Here is a 22,924-nt window from a genome sequence, read left to right on the forward strand (position 1 = left end):
GATGAATGAAATTACCTTGTTGATTGGAGTGGAAGGGACAGGGGAGACCCCGCAGGAGGCCTGAGGAGGCTCCCGGACCGCCCACTGGAAAGCGAAGCGCCTGGAATGGAAATCAACAGAATTATATACTTTCTTACCTTTTAAAATGAGTGATTACTCACTTTTTATTAAATCATACGGGAAGGACAGACTCTATGTCAATGGCTATTTTCGTAAACTTTGTTGCTTTTACGCATTAATAAACCAACCGTTATATTCCTTTCTGTCGTGCTCTTTTCCTGGCGGTACAGGATAACTTGCATGCCAATTTTATAGTAGATAAGCAGTAAAAAGTCCCAAATACCGACTTTTTACAAGGGAATAGCAACCATCTTTGAGAAAGGTTGTTTTCGTAAACTTTGTTGCTTTTTCGTATTTATAAATCAACCGTTATATTCCTTGCTATCGTGTTCTTTTCCTGGCTATACGGGATAGACTGCATGCTTAATTTGGAGTAGATGCGCGATAAAAAGTCCAATTGCCGACTTTTTACTATAAAATAGCAACAATCTTTGAGAAAAGAGCCTTGAGAAAAGAGCCTTGTCAATAGAAAGTGTAAATCTCTAAAGATAGGGAAATATAAAATATTGAACTTCTTTAGAGAGAGATTGGAGAGATTTAACGGTGAAAAAGCTAGACATTGTATTTTGGTTTTCCGCCATTGTGGTGGCATTATTGGTAATCATAGGTGCAGTTGCACCTAAGGCCTTTGCAACAGTTGCAACAGAAATTTTTAATTTTACTACCTATGCATTCGGCTGGTTCTATTTATTGGCGGTATTATTTTTTGTTTTATTTTGCTTTGTGATTGCACTCACGAAGTATGGAAAGGTGCGACTTGGCAATGACGAGGACCGACCTGAATATTCTTTTTTCACATGGATAGGGATGCTGTTCAGTGCAGGATTCGGTGTAGGACTGGTGTTCTGGGGAATTGCCGAGCCGATGAGCCATTTTTTTACTCCACCTCGGGAAACGGTGGAGGCGTTAGGTGAAGATGCTGCAAGGGTTGCGATGCAGTATTCATTTTTCCATTGGGGAGTAAGCCAGTGGTCCGTCTTTACTATTGTGGGCTTGGCAATCGGATATTTTCAGTTTAGAAAAAAAGAGGACGGGCTTATCTCTACGACATTGAAACCGATTATCGGAGAGAAGAAACGTGCATACATACGTAAACCGATTGATATCTTGGCGGTTATTGCCACAGTGATGGGGGTTGCCACTTCACTTGGACTTGGAATTTTACAGATCAACGGTGGCTTGAATGTGGTGTTTGGCATTCCCAATAATGGGATGATGCAGCTTATCATCATTGCGGTGCTGCTGGTTCTCTACCTCACTTCCACTACTACCGGGATTGAGCGCGGGATAAAGTACTTGAGTAATTTGAATCTGTCACTGGCTCTGTTGTTGATGGTCTTCGTGTTTTTCACAGGTCCGACCGTTTTTATATTGAATACCTTCACGTTAGGGATTGGTGATTACATATCCAGCTTCTTCAACACGAGCTTGCGTTTAACCCCTTATCAGGGAGGTACGTGGGTACGTGATTGGACGATTTTCTATTGGGCATGGGCCATCGCCTGGTCTCCATTTGTCGGGGCTTTCATTGCCAGGGTTTCTAGAGGTCGAACCATCAGGGAGTTTGTGTTTGGTGTGCTGATCGTCCCTCCTGTTATTGCCTTGTTCTGGATAGCGGTATTTGGAGGAACGGCTTTACACTTTGATCTGTTTGGCGGTACGGAGATTGCCCAGGCGGTGGATAATGATATCACCTCCGCCCTGTTTGCAACTTTTGCCCAGCTCCCGTTCACGTTTATTTTATCATTGTTGTCGATTTTACTTATCTTTACGTTTTTGATTACTTCTGCAGATTCCGCTACCTATATTCTGGGGACGATGACATCTGGTGGAAGCTTGAATCCTCCCCTATTATTGCGTGTCATTTGGGGAACCTTGATGGCGGCGATTGCCGCAGTGCTATTATTGGCAAGTGGGCTCGAAGGCTTGCAGACAGCCTCTCTTGTTTCGGCACTGCCGTTTACCGTCATTTTAGTAGGAATCTGTTACTCCCTCTTTAAATCATTAAGGCAAGAACCGGGGTTGAAAAGAAGTAAAAAATTGTGATGATTGCACCCTCTTTTATCGGAGGGTGTATTTTTTTGTGTATTGTGGACTGCCCCTAAAAAGCAGGAATATATCTATTAGTATAGAAATGTAAAGGAGGGAAGGGATAAATTTCGACAAAAAACTATATTGGGGGGAGTAATTGTGAAGGGAATCATTTCATTTTTTAATCGTATTATGCAGCGTTATCTACCAGATCCATTCTTGTTTGTAATCATCCTGACACTTGTGGTTTTCGGCCTTGGACTCCTATTTACCGATAGCGGTCCTACTGAAATGGTACAACATTGGGGCGGCGGCTTCTGGGCTCTGCTCACATTTTCTATGCAGATGGTACTTGTTCTTGTTACAGGATACGTACTAGCAAGCAGCGCCATTTTCAAAAGGTTCCTTGGCGCCTTGGCTTCCACAGCTAAATCTCCGGGCAGCGCGATTATTATCGTAACTATTGTGTCTATTATTGCTAGCTGGATCAACTGGGGCTTCGGTCTTGTTATCGGTGCCTTATTTGCAAAGGAGCTCGCGAAACGAGTACAAAATGTGGATTACCGACTCTTAATTGCAAGCGCTTACAGTGGATTCATCGTATGGCACGGAGGGTTTTCCGGCTCCATTCCGCTCACCATCGCAACAGAGGGACATTTTTCAGAGGGGTTGATCGGGGTTATCTCAACAGATCAGACCATTTTCTCCCCTTTCAACTTGATTATCTTAGCAGCACTCTTTGTGACACTGCCAATATTGAACCGTTTCATGATGCCATCAAAGGAAGAAACCATCACAGTCGATCCTGCCGTGTTGGATGATGCATCAAGTCTGCAGGCGGCAACCATTGAAAAATCAACCATGACACCTGCCGAGCGTCTTGAGAACAGCTGGGTTCTATCATTAGTGGTATCTGTTATGGGTCTTCTATTCCTATTTTACTATTTTGCAGACAACGGTTTTAAACTAAATCTTGATATTGTCAATTTCCTATTCTTGTTCCTGGGAATCCTCTTCCACTGGCGGCCGAGGAACTTCCTTGAGTCTGTCACAAATGCGGTGAAAGGGGCAAGCGGAATCATTATCCAGTTCCCTTTCTATGCAGGGATCATGGGTATGATGACCGCGTCAGGACTTGCTGCTGTCATGTCTGAAGCGTTCGTCAACATTTCCAATGAGCACACATTCCATTTCTTCGCTTTCCTTAGTGCCGGAATTGTGAACTTCTTCGTCCCTTCAGGTGGAGGACAATGGTCTGTTCAAGCTCCAGTCATGTTAGAGGCCGCACAAACGATGAATGTTTCTATTGCCAAAACTGCCCTTGCTGTTTCATGGGGCGATGCGTGGACGAACCTCATCCAACCATTCTGGGCCTTGCCTGCTTTGGCCATAGCCGGTTTGAAAGCAAAGGACATCATGGGCTTCTGTGTCATTGTACTATTTGTAAGTGGCGCCATCATTTCTCTGGCATTTTTGTTACTTTAAGGCTCTTTTAGAGTCGATAAGCCGTAAAAAGTCCAAGATCCTACTTTAAAAGACCGGGCACGTGCCGGGTACGACCTTAAGCCTTTTATACCCTCTACACGCAATCACTGGTGTGGAGGGTATTTTTGTGGAATCTTTGTGACCCTCATGATGTAAAGATAGAGCACCAATGTAATGCTCTGGATGTAAAAATAAAAAGGGAACGAGTAGTAGAATACATAGCCTCCCTTGTAATGGAAAACTCCCAGGTATGCAGCAATTCCCTCGGTGAACATGGCAATGATCGACCACATAACAATATAGAGCATGTTGAAATAGCCCTTTATTTTGAGGTAGCTATGAAGATAGAAAAAAAGATATCCAAACGGTCCGTACTGGATATAGGACAGAAAATCGAACAGTTCGAAATAGGAGCTGTCATTGACATCGTAAAAATCGAAAGGCGGGATGCTGATGGTGTGATCAAATACAATGCCACTGTTGATTCCGATAACGAGAAAAAGAAGAGTCAGCGATAACGGGAACCTTTTCGGTAAAAAGAAAATGAGTGCATAGCCTGCTAGCAGGGAAACGATAATAAACCATTCATTTGAGTTGAAATAATAATCATAGTTGATCGTTGGAGTTGGTTCCATTTCAGGTGCTCACCATCCCCTCTTTTATTAATAGACGGCGATAGTATGAAGAGATTCCCAATGCAGCCAAAAGATAAAGTGCAGCCACCACAAATGAGATGAAAAATGACCACATATGATAATGTATGATGGAAAAATGGATTGCCAGCGCCTCACTTAATAGAACGATAATCAAAGTAAACACTCCTGCTACCACTTTTGTGCGTGTGGATCTCTGGAAAACGCCGTTAACAAAAATCAACAGAATTAGAGGGAAAATGATATTCCGCTGCAGCCAAAAGCAGATGAATAGATGTGGCTCCTTACTGTACATGATTAAGCTTAGATTCATGCTTATCAACGTCAGGACACATTTGTTTATGAAAAGAAAAAAGAGGAATAGCAGAAGGTTTTCTATCAGAAGCAGGCTCTTTTTCTGAAACAGGAAATATACCGCTATGAACCAGGTCAGGATCAGGTAGATGACTATTTCCATTTGGGGTTTTCCTCCTTGTTAAATTTTTTGGGATGGTAAGACACGGTCATTACTTGATGGATAGGAAAAAGAGAAGCCATTGTTTCTGCTTCTCTTTAGCATTTCTCAAAAGTATTGATTTATTCGAAGCGAAGGGGTTGCTTTATTGATTGCAGTTCTATTTCAACCTCCATTTCTTCATTTCGGAAATGAGACCTGCTCCAGATACCCGCACTGTTCTTTGTGCATCTTCAGCCGGGAAGATTCGCGCGGTAAAGACTTCTTCCCCTTCATTGATAAATAGCTCAATGGAGGAGGTATCGAGGAAAAGACGTACACTCGACAGAGCACTTAATGCACAGCTGCGTGTCTCCCATTCACCTGTAACGAAGCTTTTGCGGTGAAGGGAAAAGACGCCGGCCTCTGAGTCAAAAGTTACCTTTGATGTTTCTAATAGATTCAATTCGAACGAAGTCACCGCTTTTTCCAATGGTCCGAATTTGAATTCTATCTCCATAGAACTACCTGGAGCCTCCGTACACAGTTCCACCTTTTCAGCCGACAACTTCAAATCACGATTGATTAACGGTTCGCCCACGCGCATTTGCGACAATTCTTCTACAGGTAGCTGCAGCAACCGCCCTTCGCTCCATTTCAGTTCACGCGGCAGTGTTAATGCATGAACCCACTTATGTTCAATTGTCGGATGCTTGTCCTCATCCTGCTCCGGCACGCCCATCCAGCCGACCATCAAGCGACGCCCCTTATCATCCAAGGTGGTCTGAGGGGCATAGAATTCGAATCCTCGATCAAGCTCTACAAATTCACCATGTTCAAATTTTGCCTGCTCGTAATCAAGCTTTCCAACAAAATAGCCTGCCTGGTAGACGTTATGATACTTCATTCCATCAGGCTTAAGGCCTTGGGGAGATGTAATGAGTACGTCCACACCCCTGAGCTCAAACAGGTCGGGGCACTCCCACATGTATCCGAAGTCATCTAAGCTGTTCATGCCAGATCCTGCAATGGCACCAACATGCTCCCATTCTTTTAAATCAGCAGATTTCAAGAGAGCCACTTTGCCAGTCAGGTCCTCACTTTGCGCACCGACGACCATATACCAGTGAGAGCCATTTTTCCACACCTTGGGATCTCGGAAATGGGGGGTGTACCCTTCCGGCAGCTCGACAACCGGACCATTTTTATCAAACGTCACTCCATCATCAGAAACGGCCATACATTGATAGGTTTCGCGGTTTCCTTCTTCATCCTTCACATTACCGGTGTAAAAGAGGACCATTTTCCCGTCATGCTCCACAGCACTTCCGGAGTAACAGCCGTTCTTCTCATACCACTCACTCGGTGCCAAGGCAATCGGTTCATGCTTCCAAGTGACAAGATCGTCTGAAGAATAGTGCCCCCAGAATTTTGCCCCATGCCCCGTCTTGAATGGCATCCATTGATAAAAGAGATGATATTTCCCGTTCCATTGGATAAATCCGTTCGGGTCGTTCAACAATCCGACTGGTGGCATCAGATGGTAACGCAAACGGTATGGGTCACGCTCGACCATCTCTCTACTTCTCTCCACTTCTTCCTCTGCAAGTCTGATAAGCTCTTGCTCTCTTTCCGTCATAAAAGAAAAACTCCTTTATTTTGCTAGTATGGATTGAACTTGATCTAACGTCGGGAGCGCGGTCATGGCACCCTTTTCCGAAGCGGCAAGGGAGCCAGAGACACTTGCGAAGGTCGCCATTTCCACTGCACTTTCGAGTGTGATGGAGCGAACATCTCCTTCCCATTCATTTGCCATATAGAGAATTCCCGAGACAAATGCATCTCCCGCTCCCGTTGTATCCACTGTTTCAACCTTGCGGGCAGGTACGTGCTGATGTCCATCTTTTGTAAATGCATAGCTTCCTTCTGATCCAAGTGTCACTAGCAAAAGTGGAATCTCGTACTTTTCGAGCTTTGCCGCCCCTTTTTCAATGTCCTTCTCGCCAGTAATAAACTCCAGTTCTTCTTCTGAAATTTTTAAAATATCTGCATAGGGTAACATGGATATAATCTGCTCTTTAGCCGCTTCCTTGCTGTCCCAAAGGCCAAGGCGGAGATTCGGGTCATAGGAAACGATTAAGCCTCTTTCTTTGGCAAACTTCACTGCTTTAATCGTGGCGCTTCTGGATGGCTCGCTAATGAGGGAGATGGAGCCGAAGTGCAGGATCTTGTTTTGGTCGAACAATTTCTCATCTATTTCTTTTTCTGTTAAGAAACGGTCGGCACTTGGATTGATGTAGAAGTCAAAGCTGCGCTCCCCGTCTTCTAAAGTGACGAACACGACACCTGTACGAATGTCGTCTGTCAGCACCATCGAGTCCGTGTTTACACCGTAGCTTGAAAGTGTTTTCTGTAGGAATCTTCCCAGCACATCATTTCCGACTTTGCCGATAAAGGTGGAATCTACTTGAAGGCGTGCGACACCGACTGCTACATTGGCAGGGGCTCCTCCTGGGCTTTTTTGATAGGTAATGTTGTCGGGGTCAAGCGGGATGAAGTCGATTAATGCTTCTCCTAGTGAGATGATTCCTTTTTTCATGGGTTGGTTCCTCCTATTCATTTAAATCTGATGGATATCCGGTTCACTCCCTATTTCCTTTCGTTCCGGGAGTTCGCTTTCCGCGGGGCGTCTGCTTGAGCCTCCTCGCTGCGCTGTGGGGTCTCAAGCTACCGCTACCTCCCGCTGGAGTCTCACTCCCTGCACTTCAGTCAACAGGGGGGATAGGTGATTATTTTACATCCTCTTCTTTAATGCCCATAATCCAAGTGGCTACAAAGGCACCGACTACGGCGATAGCGAAACCTATGAGATAGTTGACGACATTGACCGTTCCGAACTCGACAAGGATGGCGATCATCGGGATTCCTGTTAGCCCATAGGCATTAGCGACAACGTTAGTCAGAACGACATAGCCTCCACCTAGTGCACCACCAATGGCTGCACCGATAAATGGTTTACGATATCTTAAGTTTACTCCAAAAATAACTGGTTCGGTAATCCCCAAGAACGCAGAAAGGGCAGCAGGTAAGGCAAGCTCTTTCGTTTTCGCGCGTTTTGCTAGGAAGTAAACGGCTAGCCCGGCTCCACCTTGTGCTACGTTAGCCATGGACCATATCGGCAAGAGGTAGTTGATTCCAATGTCCGCAAGCAGGCCTGCTTCAATTGCGTGAAAGCTGTGGTGAACCCCTGTAATCACGATCAGCGAGTATAATCCACCGAAAATAAGGCCGGCAAACACACTTCCATAGTCATAGACAAAGTTTAGAACCAACGTGATACCTGAACCGATAGCATTTCCCAATGGTCCGATGGCAAGAAGTGTGAAAAATCCTGTCAGGATGACGGTCACAAATGGTGTTACAAGTAAATCAATTGCACTTGGCACGATTTTTCGGAGATTTTTTTCGATCATGCTCATCACGAACACTGCAAGTAGAACAGGTACGACGGTTCCCTGGTAGCCTATCAATGCTACATCAAGTCCCATGAAATCCATATATTCCGGCTGCGCTTCTGCAAGCCCCCATGGATTCAGCAAGTCAGGGTGGGTCATGATTCCCCCGATCACAGCGCCAAGGAACGGATTCCCTCCGAATTCTTTTGCGGCACTATAACCGAGCAGGATCGGTAAGATGATGAAAGCTGCACTGGAGAACATGTTCAGCATTTGCACAAATGAACTGTCGTCGTCCACCCATCCGAATGTTGTCACCATCCCAAGCAGTCCCATCAAAAGACCGCTTGCCACGATGGCGGGGATGATTGGTACAAAAATGTTGGACAATGTTCTTGCGAAACGGGCGAACGGGTTCATTTTCTTTTTCGCCGCTTCTGCGTGATCTTGTGTGTCTTTTTCCTTCAGGCCCACTTCTTCTGCAAATTCTGCATATACTTTATTGACGATTCCTGTACCGAAAATGACTTGGAACTGTCCGGAGCTAGCAAACGCTCCTTTTACTTCTTCAAGTTCTTCTATTTTGTCACGATTTGCTGTGGCCTTCTCGTCATCTTTCAAGACAAGTCGCAAGCGAGTGGCACAGTGTGTGGCACTGATGACATTGTCTTCCCCTCCAAGCAGGGGGATAAGGTCTTTGGCTATCTTTTTATAATTCATGATATTGAGCACCTCTTTTTCCAAATATTTTTCAAAATAAAAGACCCAAAACCTGCAAGGTAGGTAGAGTGGTCCCTACGTGTCCTTGGCAGTTTTAGGTCTTGCCTGCATTACCAGTCACAATCCTGTATATAGATGTCAGCGAATACGGTTACATTTTCACCCGTTCGATAAAATTAGGCTCTTTACTTATCCGTCAACCGTTGGATGTGGAGCGTGATGTATCCAACTTCCGATAGCGGAAAGTGAATGTCATATTCAGCAAAGAGAAAATCGGCAATCTTTTGCGCAGTCCCGAATGCTCTCCCAAACTTCATCTGCAATAATTCCAACATTTCAGGGTCCATCGCGTGAAAAGGTTCCCCTTCTTCGACTCTGTTGATTGCAAATCTAAGATGTGTGAGCAGACGTTGATAGTTGATGGAAGTCTCTTCAATCGTCATGCCAAACTCTTTCTCAATGATTTCTATCGCATCGCGGATGATGGTGGCCAGCTGCATGGTGTTTTCCATACTTTTCGATCCCATTTTGGCGGTGTGAAGATGCAGGGCGATATGTCCCACTTCATCATCCGGAATATCCACGCCAAGCCTTTCTTTAATCAATTGCTGTGCCCATTGGCCGATTACAAATTCGGGCTTGTAGAGGACCCGAATTTCGTTCAGCAATTTGTTTTGAATGATGTAGCCTTTTTCCAAACGTTCAATCGCAAAAGAGAGGTGATCCGTCAAGGAGATATGGATATGGTTGCTCAAAGGTACCATCAGCTTACCTTCTGCATAGCTGATAATCTCCTCTGCCACATCTATATGCTCGACAGGAAGGGTGGAAAGCAGTTCTTGAAACTTGTCATTCTCCTCTTTCATCACAAAGATCTTCTCGATTTTGCTCCGGTCCACTAGGTCGTTCTTTCGTTTTTGGAAGCCGACACCAAGACCCATCACAATCTTTTCCTGGTCGTCCTCTTTCACGACGACCGAATTATTGTTTAACACTTTACTTATTTTCAATCTCGTCTCTCCCCAATTTACCGTCCTATTTACCTCTTATTATAACCAATCCAGTTGGCTATACAAAGCAGTAACGTAGTGGGTAAAAGAAAACAGGGCGTCCTCGGGAAAATTAAGCTTTGATATTCCAATCCACCAATGCTGTTTCGCCTTTTGTTGCCGTTTTGACAGCATGTTTTGTCACTGTATCAATGATATCCCCGTTTGTCAGGATAACAGGCGTTACAATGCTTTTCGCTTTTTCTTTAATCAGCTCAATATCAAATGTTAATAATGGAGTACCGACTTTTACTTTGTCGCCAACTTCCACAAGACCTTCAAAGCCCTCGCCTTTCATGCCTACCGTTTCAAGTCCTACGTGAATCAGAACTTCCACACCTGTCTCGGATTTAATTCCGATCGCGTGTTTTGTTGGGAAGAATTGCACGATTTCTCCGTTTACCGGGGATACAACCGTTCCTTCAGTCGGCTCAATTGCGATGCCGTCTCCCATCATTTTTTGAGCGAATACTGGGTCTGGCACTTCTTCAAGCGGAACAATCTTCCCTGTAATCGGGGCTATTAAGACCTCTTCTGTTTTCACTTCTTCTTTGCTTCCGAAAAGCTTTTTGAAAAATGACATATGATTTTCCTCCCAATTTTCTGAATTGTGCAGAAATAGAAAAAGACCCAATACGCTTCTCCTTTGTAGAAGTAAGCGTATTAGGTCTTGCCTGCATTACCAGTCACAATCCTATGTGTGTGTTTATATTATTATGTTTATAAGGTAAGACAGATCGCTCTGTTTGTCAATGGATCTTTTCGCATACTTTATTGCCTATTCGTATTCTTATAACGACCGTTATAATCGTTGCTGTCGTGCTCTTTTCCTTGCTTTACAGGATAGACTGCATGGCTTTTATAGAGTAGATAAACGGTAAAAAGTCCAAATGCCGACTTTTTACTAGCGAGTAGCAACAATCTTTGAGAAAACAGCCTTGTCAATCAATATGTGAGTGTGCCTTTGACAAGCTTTTCCCAGTCTGGGTAGAGGTCGTTGCGTCGGTCTCGCCAGGTTGTAACAGATCCGCTCTCCCTTACTTTGTGCAGGAGTGTCAGATCCAGGTCGCCTGTAATGATCATGTCGGTGTTAAGCTCCCCTTCCGCTACAATACCGCGCGGAGGGAATGGCACATCGTTTGGTGAAATGATTGCAGCTTGTCCGAAGTTTCCACGCATGAAATCGACAGTCGGCAAGGAACCGATTGTTCCTGTTGTCACGACATAGATCTGGTTTTCAATTGTCCGCGCATGGCAGGAATATCTTACTCGGTGGAAGCCGTGGCGGTCATCTGTGCAAGATGGACAGAATACCACATCCGCCCCCATCGCCTTCACGAGTCTGACAGCTTCCGGGAACTCGATGTCATAACACGTAAGCAAGGAGATGGGACCGAAATCCGTATGGAAGATCTGCAGGTCCTCACCAGGGGTCAGACCCCATTCATACACTTCTGTCGGTGTAAGATGCAGCTTGGCCTGTGTGGCAATACGTCCATCCGGGTAGAACAGGTGGGCTGCGTTGTAAAGCTTGCCTTCTTTTTCAATAATGTGTGTGCCGCCGATGATATGCATGCCGGTCTGGATGGCAATTCCACTGAACAGCTGGTGATAGTGTTCCGTGTACTTTGGCAGGTCATAGATGGTCTGCTCTCTCCCATTCACAGGAAAAGAGATCAGTTGGGTCGTCAAAAACTCAGGGAACAGGACAAAATCCGCATCAAACTCAGCGGCAGTTTTCACATAATGAATGATTTGATTTGCAAACTCGTCAAAGCTTGAAATCGTATGCAATGGATATTGCACAGCAGAAGTACGAAACTTCATGGCAGCAGGACCCCCTTGTATATGTAAAATGTTTCTTTTGTTAGCCGAAATTCTTTTGTTGCAACTAACCCATTATAAGGGATAGATGGGGTGGTCTCAATGGTGAATTTTTGGGATGTTTTGGTAGGAGAATCAGGGGAGGAGTGGGGGGGAAACCGGAGGGTCGAATGGTGGGGTTTCATGTCGATTTCTTGATATATCTCTGGATTTCTTGATATATCTTGAGAATTCCTGATATATCCCAAAATTTCCTGATAAATTCCGGATTTTCATGATATATCTCGAAATTTACTGATATATTTCAGCTAGCACTGCCCTTCCTCTCAAGTTGGGGGAAAATCACCCCTAAATTACCTTGCCCCATTCCCAATTAAAACAAAAACAAACCAGGCAGCCCACAAGCCGCCCGGTCAAAAGCCAAAAGCCCAACATCCAAACCTCCGTCAACCAACTTCACTCTTCGCCATCGCATCAATAATCGCTTTGGCAACACCGCTATTGACATTCGTATCCGTAATCATATGCGCTTTTTCCTTAACCCCATCTGGTGCATTTTCCATCGCAACCGCTCTACCGACACGCTCAAACATAGACACGTCGTTGTAGTTGTCCCCGATGGCCATCGTGTCTTCCATCGAAATTCCTCGCTCTGAGGTGAAAGTAGTCAGAGCAATCCCTTTCTGAGCGTCCACACTTGTAATTTCCAAGTTATCCTTACCAGATGAACTAACGGCAACCGTGCCTAATTCCAGCAGTTCAGAACGTGCCGCTTCCAGATTTTCTTTATTCATGGAGAAGGCAAGGAGTTTATAGATAACTTTCCCCTCATCTTGCAAAATAGGTTCAAAGCTATCAACCATTTTTACATTCCCATCTTCCATTCTTTCTTGTGCAGCCTTTAAAACTTTGTCATAGTCGTTTTCATCACTCGCTGACATGAAAACATCCATAATGGTTGCTATCGCCTTATCATAATCTTTCGAGAATGTCCCGTTTTGGGTATAGATTTCAAAGTAGACATCATGCTTGTCCAAAATTCGCGCAAGCTCTCTTCCAAGAATAATTCCAATAGGATTGGTCGCGACAACTTCCCCTTCCGGCGTGCGCGCTTCCGCTCCATTTACGCAAATTATCGGGGTATGTATTCCCGCTTCCGCCAGAACATCCTTGGCCTCTGAATAGGCTCTTCCAGTGGCGATTACCACTTCCACTCCATTTTTTTGGGCGAGTTTTACCGCGTCCGCATTCTCTTCACTTACTACATGGTTGTTGTTCAATAACGTTCCATCCATATCTATGGCTATACATTTTACCAAGTGAATTCACCTTCTTATATGTAGATTATTTTGTATATCCCCTATCCTAGTTAATCTCTCTACGTATTTCAAACATTATACTGCGAAAATATTATGCTAAAAATTTTGAAAAGTTTAATTAATCCTGTTTTAAAAGCTTGAAATCCCTTATAATAAAGGTATTATACGGATTAGGTGAGGTAGAACCCTATGAAAATTTCCTCCAATCATATAGGTAAAATCTTGATTAATGATATTTACTCTTTATCGGGGAATCTTTTATTAAGAAAAGGGACGGTTCTTAATGCTAAGCATGTGGAAAGTTTACAGAAGCATGCCTATTATTTCGACCTGGCCTTTGTAATGGACGAGCCCCATCATTTGTCCAAAGAGTATTTTCAGCATGTAAAAAATATGTATGAAAAGAGTATTGATGCCTTCCAATCCATTTTCGCCAACCTGGAACAGGAGAATCTGCCTCCATTGGAAGATATCCAGCAGATGTTGACCCCACTAGTTGATAAGCTCGTGGACGATCCCGTTTTCATCCGCTACATAGAACAAGTGAAAAGCTATGACAATTACACGTACACCCACAGTTTGAATGTTGGTATCTATTCTTCTTTGATCGGGAAGCTGCAGGGTTTGGATAAAAGCAGCATAAGCCTACTAGGTCAAATGGGGATGTTTCATGATGTCGGAAAGCTGCTCATCGACAAGACCATTATACAGAAGCCTGCACGCCTGACGGAAAAGGAATGGATGGAAATTCAGAAGCATACGACCTATGGGTATGAATTGCTAAGAAAGAACAGGGCGATTGACCCTCATATTCTTCAAGGTGCCCTATTGCATCACGAACGTTTGGATGGAAGCGGTTACCCGACAGGGATCAAGCATTCCAAGATTCCTTATTTCGTTCAAATCCTATCTGTAGCGGATATGTATGATGCACTTTCATCGGAAAGAAGCTATCGTCCGAAGCAAAATTTATTTACCACTACTAAAATTCTAGTACAAGAGGCAAATTATAATAGATTGAATCCGGCGATTGTCTATCCATTTGTCAGTTATGTACTTTCCAATCATCTGCGTGAAGTGGTAGTACTGAATAACGGACAGCTTGCCGAAATTATTTTCATCCACTCGGATGAACCACATTTACCGATCATCAAGGTTGATGACCACTTTATTGACCTTAGAAAAAATAAAGAGTTGGAGATTCTTGATTTCGCCAATTAGTCTCTTTATATAAGGTTTGCAGCCATTATATTCGGGGTATGTATATGGGGGGAAATGCCTAATTCCAGTAACTACCTTTGAAAAGATTTAAAATTGTATTAAAATGACTAACGTTGCATATTTACACATAAGGAGATTATTACATTGAAAAAAGCATCTTTCAGAACTTCAGATAAACTCAAATTTATTATTCCTTCACTTATCGGGATCTTATTGTTTATGTTCCCTGTTATGTATAATGAAAAATTAACGATTCCAATCGCCATTCTTGCAGAAATTTTAGGCGATTTGCTTGGGGATACCATCCCTGCCATCATGACCACTATCATCACTATCACAGCGATTGCTACGGTCGTTACCAAAATCGCCAAACCTTCTTTTACAAAAAAAGATGGTTTCTTTAATACTTTGTTGAATGTCTCCATTTTCTGGACAGTTGTGAGGGTCCTGGCTATGATCCTTGCCATCATGACCTTGTTTGAAATTGGTCCGGAAGCTGTTTGGAGCGAGGTTACAGGTGCTGTCATTCTTTATGATTTACTGCCTGTACTACTAACTGTGTTCCTTTTTGCAGGTCTGTTCTTACCATTATTATTGAACTTCGGTCTTTTGGAGCTTTTTGGAGCACTTCTTACTAAAATTATGCGCCCATTGTTTAAATTACCGGGCCGCTCTTCCATCGATGCCCTAGCATCTTGGCTAGGAGATGGAACAATTGGGGTCCTACTCACAAGTAAGCAATATGAAGAAGGGTATTACACAAAGCGAGAGGCTGCGGTAATCGCTACCACCTTCTCCATCGTGTCCATCACTTTCAGTCTAGTGGTTATCACTCAAGTCGACCTTGGCCACATGTTCATTCCGTTTTATATCACAATAGGTGTTGCAGGTTTTATCGCAGCAATCATCATGCCGCGCATCCCTCCTTTATCCAGAAAGCCGGATACGTACTATAACGGCGAGGAACAGGATGAGAAAGAACTGATTCCATCAGGGGCATCACCACTGAAATGGGGTTACAACCAAGCGGTGGAGCGTGCCTCTAAAAATAAGAGTGCCGGCAAGTTCTTCCGAGACGGCGGCCGCAACGTCCTTGATATGTGGATGGGAGTTGCACCTATCGTCATGACATTCGGTACGATTGCACTCATCCTAGCTGAAAATACGAAACTATTCGTGTACCTCGGCATGCCTTTCATTCCACTGCTGGAACTGTTGCAAATACCAGATGCAGCAGAGGCATCCAAGTCACTTATCGTCGGGTTTGCAGACATGTTCCTGCCAGCAATTTTGGCATCAGAAATTCCTAGCGAACTAACTCGCTTCGTTGTGGCAGCAGTCTCTGTCACGCAGCTGATCTACCTATCTGAGGTAGGGGGTGTCATCCTGGGATCCAAAGTTCCAGTATCCCTTTGGGAGATGTTTGTTATCTATATCCTACGTACGTTAATTACGTTGCCTGTCATCGCGTTGATGGCGCATTTGTTCTTCTTTTAATAACACGATGAAAAAGCTATCCGGAGGGTTCTTATCAGAACTTCTGGATAGCTTTTTTTATGCTTTTTTAAAGGACTTCCGCTACCTTTAGACTCTCTAACTCTTTTCCAAGTAGTTTCGCAAGCTCCAGCATCCCGTACTTTCCGGCAGCTTTCTCTGCATCTGCATTATAATTCGTGTTCGTGTTGACATCATACGTGTAAACAACACCGTTCCGGTCACGGATAAATTCAATGCCCGCCACTTGAATGTTATTCTCTTGTAAGAACTTCTCGTATTTATGAATGATCGGGTCGGAGAAACCTTCCACGATCCTGAATTTCGGCGTTTCTTCCACCTCTTCCCCTACCGGACAGAAAAGGTCACCAATTTGGCAGGCATCAGCCGGGCACAGTTCAAAACCTTCGGACGTATCTACCTGAACAGCATAGACAAACTTTCCGCCGATGAATTCACAACGAGTGATGAAAGATTCCGGGGCCTGGATATATTCCTGGATAAGTGTAATGCCATCCACCGGTTCCTCAAAATCAGGACCATACAGGTACTCTTCAAGGGAAGCTGTAGAATGGAAAAGCTGAACACCAAGCCCTTTTCCAGCGCGATTATGCTTTGTGATAAAAGAATCCGAGTCTATCCGCTTGGCCGCCTGTAAAATGTTTGATTTTCCCACTGCAGCAATGGTCTTTGGCGTCTTTACTCCAGCCTTCTCTAGGGCCGTGTACTGGTTCACCTTGCTTAATTCCAGCTGAAGCGCACGACTGCCGTTCAACACTTTTCGATCATGATGCTCAAGCCATGCCAAAACTGATCCCGTCAGTTCCGGTGCAAAGCGATGGTTTCGGGTATGGGAAGAAGCGCTCATTCTATTATAAAATACGCCTTCAGGGGGCACTTCGGTCAATGGAACAACCCCTTCGTCTAAATGCCATTCTTCAAAAGGAAGTTCCAATTCTTCCAATCTATTTGTAAGATGTGTCGTCCATTCGCTATTTTCATGAATAATATAGATTTTTGCCACGATGTTTGCCTCCATTTTTAAAAGTTTTCTGTTGATGTTATGCTTCGGCAAGCTCTTCCGCTTGAGGGTGTACAAGTGGCATTACCTGCTTTGCAAAGCGCTCCATTTCCTCCAGTTGTGGTGAGAACTGCAACAACAATAGATCCACGCCTGCCTGTTCGTATTCTTTTATCCTATTAGCAATCTGCTCCGGGGTACCAATTAAATTAGGGCGCAACCCTCTGTTAGAAACCGAATAATCCTGGAGCTGTACTTGCTGCTCCAGCTGCGACTTACTTGTAAAATCCACGAACCCAGCATATGCCTCGGATTCCTTCACATCTGTGATTCTGGCAAGTTCCACCTGCGCCTCTTCCTCCGTATCCCTGCAAATGACATAGGCGGCCATCCCAAAGGATTGGAACGGTGGATTGGAAGTCTCAGATCTCTTCTCTCTCATTCCGGCGATTTTTGCAGCCATTTCCTCTACTGTTCCCCCGTGCATCACATAGGCATCACAGTGGGAGGAGATCACCTCTTTCCCTTTTGGGCTTTCCCCGCCTGCATAAAGAATCGGATTAGGGCGTTGTACTGGTTTCGGGAAAAGCTTTGTATCTTTCAGCTGGTAGTATTTCCCGTCATAGCTGAACGAGTCTTCTGTCCACAAACCTTTGAGCACCTCGATAAACTCCTTGGTGCGGTCATAGCGCTCATCATGTTCGGTAAAAATACCGCCATATTGACGAGCCTCCTCCTCCCACCAAGCAGAGACAACATTCAAGGTAAAACGCCCGTTACTGATATGATCGATATTGGCAGTGGCTTTAGCGGCAATCGCTGGATTATGAAACCCTGGCCTGATGGCTGTCATAATTTCAATCTTCTCCGTAACAGCAGCAAGTGCCGCAGCTGTCGACCAGGCTTCTAACGTGTCTTCTTGTGGTCCTTTTATATCATTCAAAAATAATTCCGCAATCAATGTCGTATCAAATCCAAGCTGTTCCGCCTGTTGAATTACTTTTTTCGCATAGTCAAATGTAGGAGGCATGTTTTCGTCCTCCACATTTCTCAACCAACCGCCGAATATTGGCAACCAAAACCCAAACTTCATATCAGAATTCCCCCTGCTATTTTTGTCGTGAAGCTTTGTAATAAGACGTTGCTTTAACAGACCCCTTTTGTGAAAAATAGACAAACAAAAAAACTCCTCCGATAAGAAGAAGTTTGACTATGAGCCCGTAACATCCACTTATCTCCAAGAACGTTTGTCTTGCTGGAATTGGCACCTATACTATTGTCAGTACGGTTGCCGGGTTTCATAGGGCCAGTCCCTCCACCTCTCTTGATAAGAAAACTTACTATTCAATTATTATTAACTTTATTAATCCTATCATGAAACTTGGAAATGAACAAGTCTTTCGTATAGCTAAATAAAATTGTTTGGTTTATTGTTATCTTATTATGACTTTAATGAATAATGTCCTGATGATGTTCACCAAAAAACGCCCTCAACATTGGAAGGCGCTCCCGTTAAAAGCGTAAAAACTATTGTACATCCTTTTCAAAATTAGGTGCATGCAATCCTGCAGCACTAAAAGTATCACCGATCTTCTGGTGGAAATCTCCCAATGCAGCGTCCATCTCTTCCATATCAGATCCGTCTGCCAAAGTTGCAGCACGCTCTTCAAAATAAAGGGCCAACAGTTCGATGGAATCTTTCATGTCAACTTGAAGGCTAGCATCCAAGTTTTCAGGAATCTCTATCCCGCGAAGCTCGTTCGCAATACGATTGCTCGCCTCTACTGCTGCTTCAAGATCTCCAGTCCCTTCTGACCTTTCATAAGTGGTAACAGGCTCAAGATGCTTGCGGATGGTCTGAATCATTTTCATCTGTATATTCATAAGGACTGTTACCGTTTCCCCACTTTGGTCAGCAGGAACTGCTTGTGTCTCGGTAGTGTCCACTTCATTTGTTTCCTCATTGCACGCAGAAAGTACGATAACTAAAACAAGAACCATAGAAAAAATTAACTTTTTCATATTCAAATCTCCTTTACTTCTTCCATTACGGAAATAGTGTACTCGTTTTCACGACCACTGTATAGACCTAACTGCAATGTTAGATTCTTCAAAAAATTTTTCTGATATACTATCATTTAATATTTTCTACTTGCATTGTAAATCAACATCTCTTACAATAGGTAAATGCAAACGGTTGCACTTTATGTGCATTACCCTACATTAAAATGAATTCGTTTTCATCAGAAAATAGAAATAAATATAGAAAGAAGGCTGTTTAAATGAGGAACTTTTTATCTTTTGATTTCTGGCAGAAATTCGGTAAAGCTTTACTGGTAGTGGTTGCTGTTATGCCTGCTGCTGGTATTATGATCTCTCTTGGTAAGTTGGTCGGGATGACTGGAGGAGACATGGCTCTTGTGCAAACGATTGCAAGAGTAATGGAGGATATCGGTTGGGGAATCATCACCAATCTACATGTATTGTTCGCAGTTGCCATTGGTGGATCGTGGGCTAAAGAACGTGCGGGGGGAGCTTTTGCAGCATTGATTGCATTCGTTCTTATCAACCGTATCACTGGTGCTATCTTTGGGGTTAACAACGATATGGTAGCTGACCCTGAAGCTACTTTCACCACACTTTTTGGACAAGAACTAGTTGTTGGTGATTACTTCACAACTGTGTTAGGTGCTCCAGCACTAAACATGGGAGTATTCGTTGGTATCATTGCCGGATTCCTTGGAGCAAATTTATTCAATAAATTTTACAACTATAGTAAATTACCAGATTCATTATCCTTCTTTAACGGAAAACGTTTTGTACCGTTTGTTGTCATTGCTGGATCTGTTATTGCAGGTATTGTACTTAGTGTTGTTTGGCCGTTTATTCAAGGGTTATTAAATGATTTCGGTGTTTGGATTGCCTCTTCTAGAGACAGTGCGCCAATCATTGCACCATTCATTTTCGGGGCCTTGGAACGTCTATTATTACCTTTTGGATTGCATCATATGTTAACTGTTCCGATGAACTATACGTCACTTGGTGGAACTTATACCATCCTGACAGGGGGTAGCGCAGGTTCGGTTGTTTCTGGTCAAGACCCATTATGGCTTGCATGGGTTGCCGATTTGAATAACTTCCAGGCAGCTGGAGATACACAATCTTATGAGGCTCTTCTTCGTGAAGTGGTACCTGCCCGTTTCAAAGTAGGACAAATGATTCTTTCTTGTGCTGCATTGATTGGTATTGCCTATGCGATGTATCGCAACGTGGACAAAGATAAACGTAAAAAGTACAAATCCATGTTCTTCTCTGCAGGACTTGCTGTATTCTTGACTGGTGTTACAGAGCCAATTGAGTTCATGTTTATGTTTGCTGCTCCTGTGTTATATGTAATTTATGCGATTATGACAGGATTTGCGTTTGCCATTGTTGACATCATTGACATTCGTGTCCATGCCTTCGGGGTTATTGAATTGCTCACACGTACACCGATGATCGTGAAAGCTGGCTTATGGTTGGATCTGGTGAACTTTGTTATTGCCTGTCTTGTATTCTTTGGATTGAACTTTGCGGTAGCGAACTTCATGATTAAGAAATTCAACTTCCCTACTCCGGGACGTAACGGAAACTATATCGAGCAAGAAGAAGGCGCTGGTAAGGGTGCTGCTGCAAGTGTTCAAGCGGATTCCTTGGCACCTGCGATTATCGGATTGCTTGGTGGAGCGGAAAATATCGAAGACGTGGATGCATGTATGACTCGCCTTCGTGTTACAGTAAAAGATAGAGAAAAGGTTGCAAATGAAGCTGCATGGAAAGAGAAAGGCGCGCTTGGTTTGATTGTAAAAGACAAAGGCGTACAAGCGATCTATGGACCAAAAGCGGATGTAATCAAATCTGATATTCAAGACTTGTTGGGAGCGTAATAAAAGATGAATCTACTAACCTTAAACTGTCATTCCTGGCAGGAAGAGAACCAAATGAAAAAGATACAGCATATCGCCCACGCCATTAAGGAAAAAGCATACGATGTCATCGCTCTTCAGGAGGTTAGTCAGAGCATCGATGCCGAAGTGGTCCAAGGTAACATCAAAGGTAACATCAAACGTAATAACTTTGGCCTTATTTTACAACAGGAGCTTGAGAAACTTGGGGTTCCCGACTACGAGTTAGTCTGGGACTTCGCCCATATGGGTTATGATACGTATGAAGAGGGCCTTGCTATACTGACTAGACATCCCATCAAACATACACATTCTTTCTTTGTATCGAAAAGCACTAACACTGATTGTTGGAAGACACGTAAAATAGTCGGCGTGACCGTTGAGGTGAAGGGTGTGGAGATGTCCTTCTATACCTGTCATTTAGGTTGGTGGAGTGATGAAGAGGAGCCTGCGAAGTACCAGATGGAGCAGCTCCTCAAACAGGTCCGCGGAACAGAACCTTACTTCCTGATGGGCGATTTCAATAATAGCGCCCATATTAAAGGAGAGGGCTATGAATATCTGACTTCCGCAGCCGGGTTGCATGATACTTATCTGCTGGCTTCTGAAAAGGATTCAGGAGTGACGGTGGAAGGGAAAATTGCTGGTTGGGATGAAAATAAACAGGATTTGCGCATTGACCTGATACTGGCAAGCTACCCTCCTGAGGTGACATCTTCCAAGGTTGTCTTTAACGGAAGCAACAGAGAAGTTGTATCGGACCATTACGGGGTGGAAATAACGTTGGAAATTTAAGTCGATTTTTGGCACATTTCCGGGGAAATTGTAATAAGGTGAACGGCATGTATCTGCTGTTCACCTTTTTTGTTTGAATTTGGCTCGTTCCCTGATTATTTTGTAGCAGCAATGGCTTTAATTTCCGCTTGGATTTTCTTTGTCCACTCATCCACTACTCCGTAATCCATTGCTTTTACATAAATCCCTTCCAATTTGCCGTGCCATTCCTTTGCCTCTGCCAGTTTCCCAATGGCCTCCTGCATGGCGTTGGTGTATCGTTCCTTGACAACGGCAATCTCTTTTTCATATCGTTCGTCCGTTCCGTTACGGATGGTTATATCATACATATCGACGATGGAATCCCCTTCGCGTTCCGGGAAATATTCATGTGGGGCGGTGCTGTCAAAAATCGCGAAGCCAAGCTCCCGACAGATAACCATATCGAGGCTGTATGGATCAAATCCGCAATGATAAACTTCTACGTCAAACCCTTTCTCTTCTGATGCCCTGGCGAGTTTTTTCAGCATAGTAGATTTTCCGGAGCCGGGGCGCCCTTTTATAAAGTAACGGTGTGTAAGTCCTTCTGTCAGATTTGGCACGTAATCCTTTGCACCTGCAGGTGTTGCCGCTCCTAGAAAACGGTGTCTGACATCCGCTTTTTTATCAAGTCTCTTGCCTTGGAACAATTTTTCCACGAGCTCACTTGTCAGCTTATTTGCGGCTTCAAAGTTCATATTATGAATATAGTATCTTTCCCAATCATCATGTATTTTCAACGCTCTTGCAAATGTTTGGTAAGCTGTCTGAAAGGCTTCCTTCTTTTTCGTGACCAAATGCAGTATTTCTGCTTTCTGTTCCGCTAATAGTTGGGAATCCCACGCCTCGCCTAGGTTGACATATTCCTCGACAGCTCCTGGAGCTTTCGGTTCAATAACATGTGGAGCAGTTCCATCTACAATCCCAACCCCAAGCGCACGGATAACTACCCCGTCCACCGATTTCGTATCGGATGAACAATGAAGCATTTCAATATCGTATCCTTTTTCGTTCCAGGCTTTCCCGATCTTTTTGATGAGCGAGGATTTCCCCGTGCCTGGTCCTCCCTTTAAAATAAAGATCCGGTCCAGTCCTTCTATATTCGATTCATAAAGGCTGTAAAATCCACGCGCTGTATTTCCACCAGCATAATAGTTCAGTATTTTCCCTGCCAAGTCAAAACATCCTTTCGATGGTAGGTTATCTTACAATTGCGATTCCTTTTAGCCTATGCGGCAGGGTTTGTTTGGGTGATAGCCTAACTTTGGTGATCGGCTAACCTGCTTTTAGTAGGAGGGGGAGCCAGTTTTCTTGATATAGTTGATTTTTTCTTGATATATCT

Annotated in this window: 19 protein-coding genes and 1 riboswitch; of the genes, 6 read left to right on the forward strand and 13 right to left on the reverse strand. The window is 43.9% G+C overall.

The window, feature by feature from the left end:
- The first annotated feature begins 663 nt into the window (after window positions 1–663).
- Both AB685_RS09395 and AB685_RS09400 read left to right on the forward strand, forming a co-directional pair.
- The gene (locus AB685_RS09395; RefSeq protein WP_047970312.1) at window positions 664–2,166 is read left to right on the forward strand and encodes a BCCT family transporter; all 1,503 of its coding nucleotides are present in this window, start codon (window positions 664–666) and stop codon (window positions 2,164–2,166) included.
- Window positions 2,167–2,310: 144 nt separating this feature from the next.
- Window positions 2,311–3,636 (forward strand): short-chain fatty acid transporter, encoded by a 1,326-nt coding sequence (locus tag AB685_RS09400; protein WP_047970385.1) that lies wholly within the window; start codon window positions 2,311–2,313, stop codon window positions 3,634–3,636.
- A 104-nt stretch (window positions 3,637–3,740) separates the two neighbouring features.
- Here the strand turns inward: AB685_RS09400 and AB685_RS30255 are convergent, their stop codons facing one another.
- The 9 genes from AB685_RS30255 to AB685_RS09445 all read right to left on the reverse strand — a co-directional run bounded on the left by AB685_RS30255 (window position 3,741) and on the right by AB685_RS09445 (window position 13,089).
- Window positions 3,741–4,271 (reverse strand): hypothetical protein, encoded by a 531-nt coding sequence (locus AB685_RS30255; RefSeq protein WP_082153573.1) that lies wholly within the window; start codon window positions 4,269–4,271, stop codon window positions 3,741–3,743.
- A 1-nt stretch (window position 4,272) separates the two neighbouring features.
- Window positions 4,273–4,746, reverse strand: coding sequence for a hypothetical protein (locus tag AB685_RS09410; protein WP_047970314.1), 474 nt, complete (start codon window positions 4,744–4,746; stop codon window positions 4,273–4,275).
- A 157-nt stretch (window positions 4,747–4,903) separates the two neighbouring features.
- Window positions 4,904–6,361 carry a sucrose-6-phosphate hydrolase gene (locus tag AB685_RS09415; RefSeq protein WP_047970315.1) on the reverse strand — a complete coding sequence of 486 codons (1,458 nt, stop codon included), beginning with the start codon at window positions 6,359–6,361 and terminating at the stop codon, window positions 4,904–4,906.
- A gap of 15 nt (window positions 6,362–6,376) precedes the next feature.
- Window positions 6,377–7,321 (reverse strand): aminoimidazole riboside kinase, encoded by a 945-nt coding sequence (locus tag AB685_RS09420; RefSeq protein ID WP_047970316.1) that lies wholly within the window; start codon window positions 7,319–7,321, stop codon window positions 6,377–6,379.
- A 190-nt stretch (window positions 7,322–7,511) separates the two neighbouring features.
- Window positions 7,512–8,897 (reverse strand): sucrose-specific PTS transporter subunit IIBC, encoded by a 1,386-nt coding sequence (locus tag AB685_RS09425; RefSeq protein ID WP_047970317.1) that lies wholly within the window; start codon window positions 8,895–8,897, stop codon window positions 7,512–7,514.
- Window positions 8,898–9,082: 185 nt separating this feature from the next.
- The gene (locus tag AB685_RS09430) at window positions 9,083–9,907 is read right to left on the reverse strand and encodes a PRD domain-containing protein (protein ID WP_047970318.1); all 825 of its coding nucleotides are present in this window, start codon (window positions 9,905–9,907) and stop codon (window positions 9,083–9,085) included.
- A gap of 112 nt (window positions 9,908–10,019) precedes the next feature.
- Window positions 10,020–10,529 carry a PTS glucose transporter subunit IIA gene (locus AB685_RS09435; protein ID WP_047970319.1) on the reverse strand — a complete coding sequence of 170 codons (510 nt, stop codon included), beginning with the start codon at window positions 10,527–10,529 and terminating at the stop codon, window positions 10,020–10,022.
- Window positions 10,530–10,891: 362 nt separating this feature from the next.
- Window positions 10,892–11,773, reverse strand: a complete 882-nt coding sequence (locus tag AB685_RS09440) for a carbon-nitrogen hydrolase family protein (protein WP_047970320.1) — start codon at window positions 11,771–11,773, stop codon at window positions 10,892–10,894.
- Window positions 11,774–12,216: 443 nt separating this feature from the next.
- Window positions 12,217–13,089: a Cof-type HAD-IIB family hydrolase gene (locus tag AB685_RS09445; protein WP_047970321.1), complete on the reverse strand. Its 873-nt coding sequence runs from the start codon at window positions 13,087–13,089 to the stop codon at window positions 12,217–12,219.
- Window positions 13,090–13,311: 222 nt separating this feature from the next.
- Between AB685_RS09445 and AB685_RS09450 the strand changes: the two genes are divergently transcribed.
- Together AB685_RS09450 and AB685_RS09455 are read left to right on the forward strand one after the other, a co-directional pair.
- On the forward strand, window positions 13,312–14,310 hold the full coding sequence (locus tag AB685_RS09450) for an HD-GYP domain-containing protein (RefSeq protein WP_198530480.1): 999 nt from the start codon (window positions 13,312–13,314) through the stop codon (window positions 14,308–14,310).
- Between the two features lie 144 nt (window positions 14,311–14,454).
- Window positions 14,455–15,807 carry a YjiH family protein gene (locus tag AB685_RS09455; RefSeq protein ID WP_047970323.1) on the forward strand — a complete coding sequence of 451 codons (1,353 nt, stop codon included), beginning with the start codon at window positions 14,455–14,457 and terminating at the stop codon, window positions 15,805–15,807.
- 67 nt (window positions 15,808–15,874) lie between these two features.
- Here the strand turns inward: AB685_RS09455 and AB685_RS09460 are convergent, their stop codons facing one another.
- The 3 genes from AB685_RS09460 to AB685_RS09470 all read right to left on the reverse strand — a co-directional run bounded on the left by AB685_RS09460 (window position 15,875) and on the right by AB685_RS09470 (window position 18,847).
- Entirely contained in the window at window positions 15,875–16,828 is a 954-nt protein-coding gene (locus AB685_RS09460) for an alpha-L-glutamate ligase (protein WP_047970324.1), read from the reverse strand.
- Window positions 16,829–16,865: 37 nt separating this feature from the next.
- Window positions 16,866–17,918: an LLM class flavin-dependent oxidoreductase gene (locus AB685_RS09465; protein ID WP_047970325.1), complete on the reverse strand. Its 1,053-nt coding sequence runs from the start codon at window positions 17,916–17,918 to the stop codon at window positions 16,866–16,868.
- 135 nt (window positions 17,919–18,053) lie between these two features.
- A riboswitch (SAM riboswitch) is annotated at window positions 18,054–18,159 on the reverse strand.
- Window positions 18,160–18,352: 193 nt separating this feature from the next.
- Window positions 18,353–18,847: a hypothetical protein gene (locus tag AB685_RS09470; RefSeq protein WP_047970326.1), complete on the reverse strand. Its 495-nt coding sequence runs from the start codon at window positions 18,845–18,847 to the stop codon at window positions 18,353–18,355.
- Window positions 18,848–19,107: 260 nt separating this feature from the next.
- Here AB685_RS09470 and AB685_RS09475 point away from each other — a divergent pair, with 260 nt between their 5' ends.
- Together AB685_RS09475 and AB685_RS09480 are read left to right on the forward strand one after the other, a co-directional pair.
- Window positions 19,108–20,751: a PTS transporter subunit IIBC gene (locus tag AB685_RS09475; protein WP_047970327.1), complete on the forward strand. Its 1,644-nt coding sequence runs from the start codon at window positions 19,108–19,110 to the stop codon at window positions 20,749–20,751.
- 6 nt (window positions 20,752–20,757) lie between these two features.
- Window positions 20,758–21,564 (forward strand): endonuclease/exonuclease/phosphatase family protein, encoded by an 807-nt coding sequence (locus AB685_RS09480; protein ID WP_047970328.1) that lies wholly within the window; start codon window positions 20,758–20,760, stop codon window positions 21,562–21,564.
- Between the two features lie 95 nt (window positions 21,565–21,659).
- Here AB685_RS09480 and AB685_RS09485 read toward each other — a convergent pair whose 3' ends face one another.
- A complete protein-coding gene (locus AB685_RS09485; protein WP_047970329.1) occupies window positions 21,660–22,757 on the reverse strand; it encodes a PRK06851 family protein in 1,098 nt (365 codons plus the stop codon).
- Between the last annotated feature and the right edge of the window lie 167 nt (window positions 22,758–22,924).

The sequence above is a fragment of the Bacillus sp. LL01 genome (assembly GCF_001037965.1).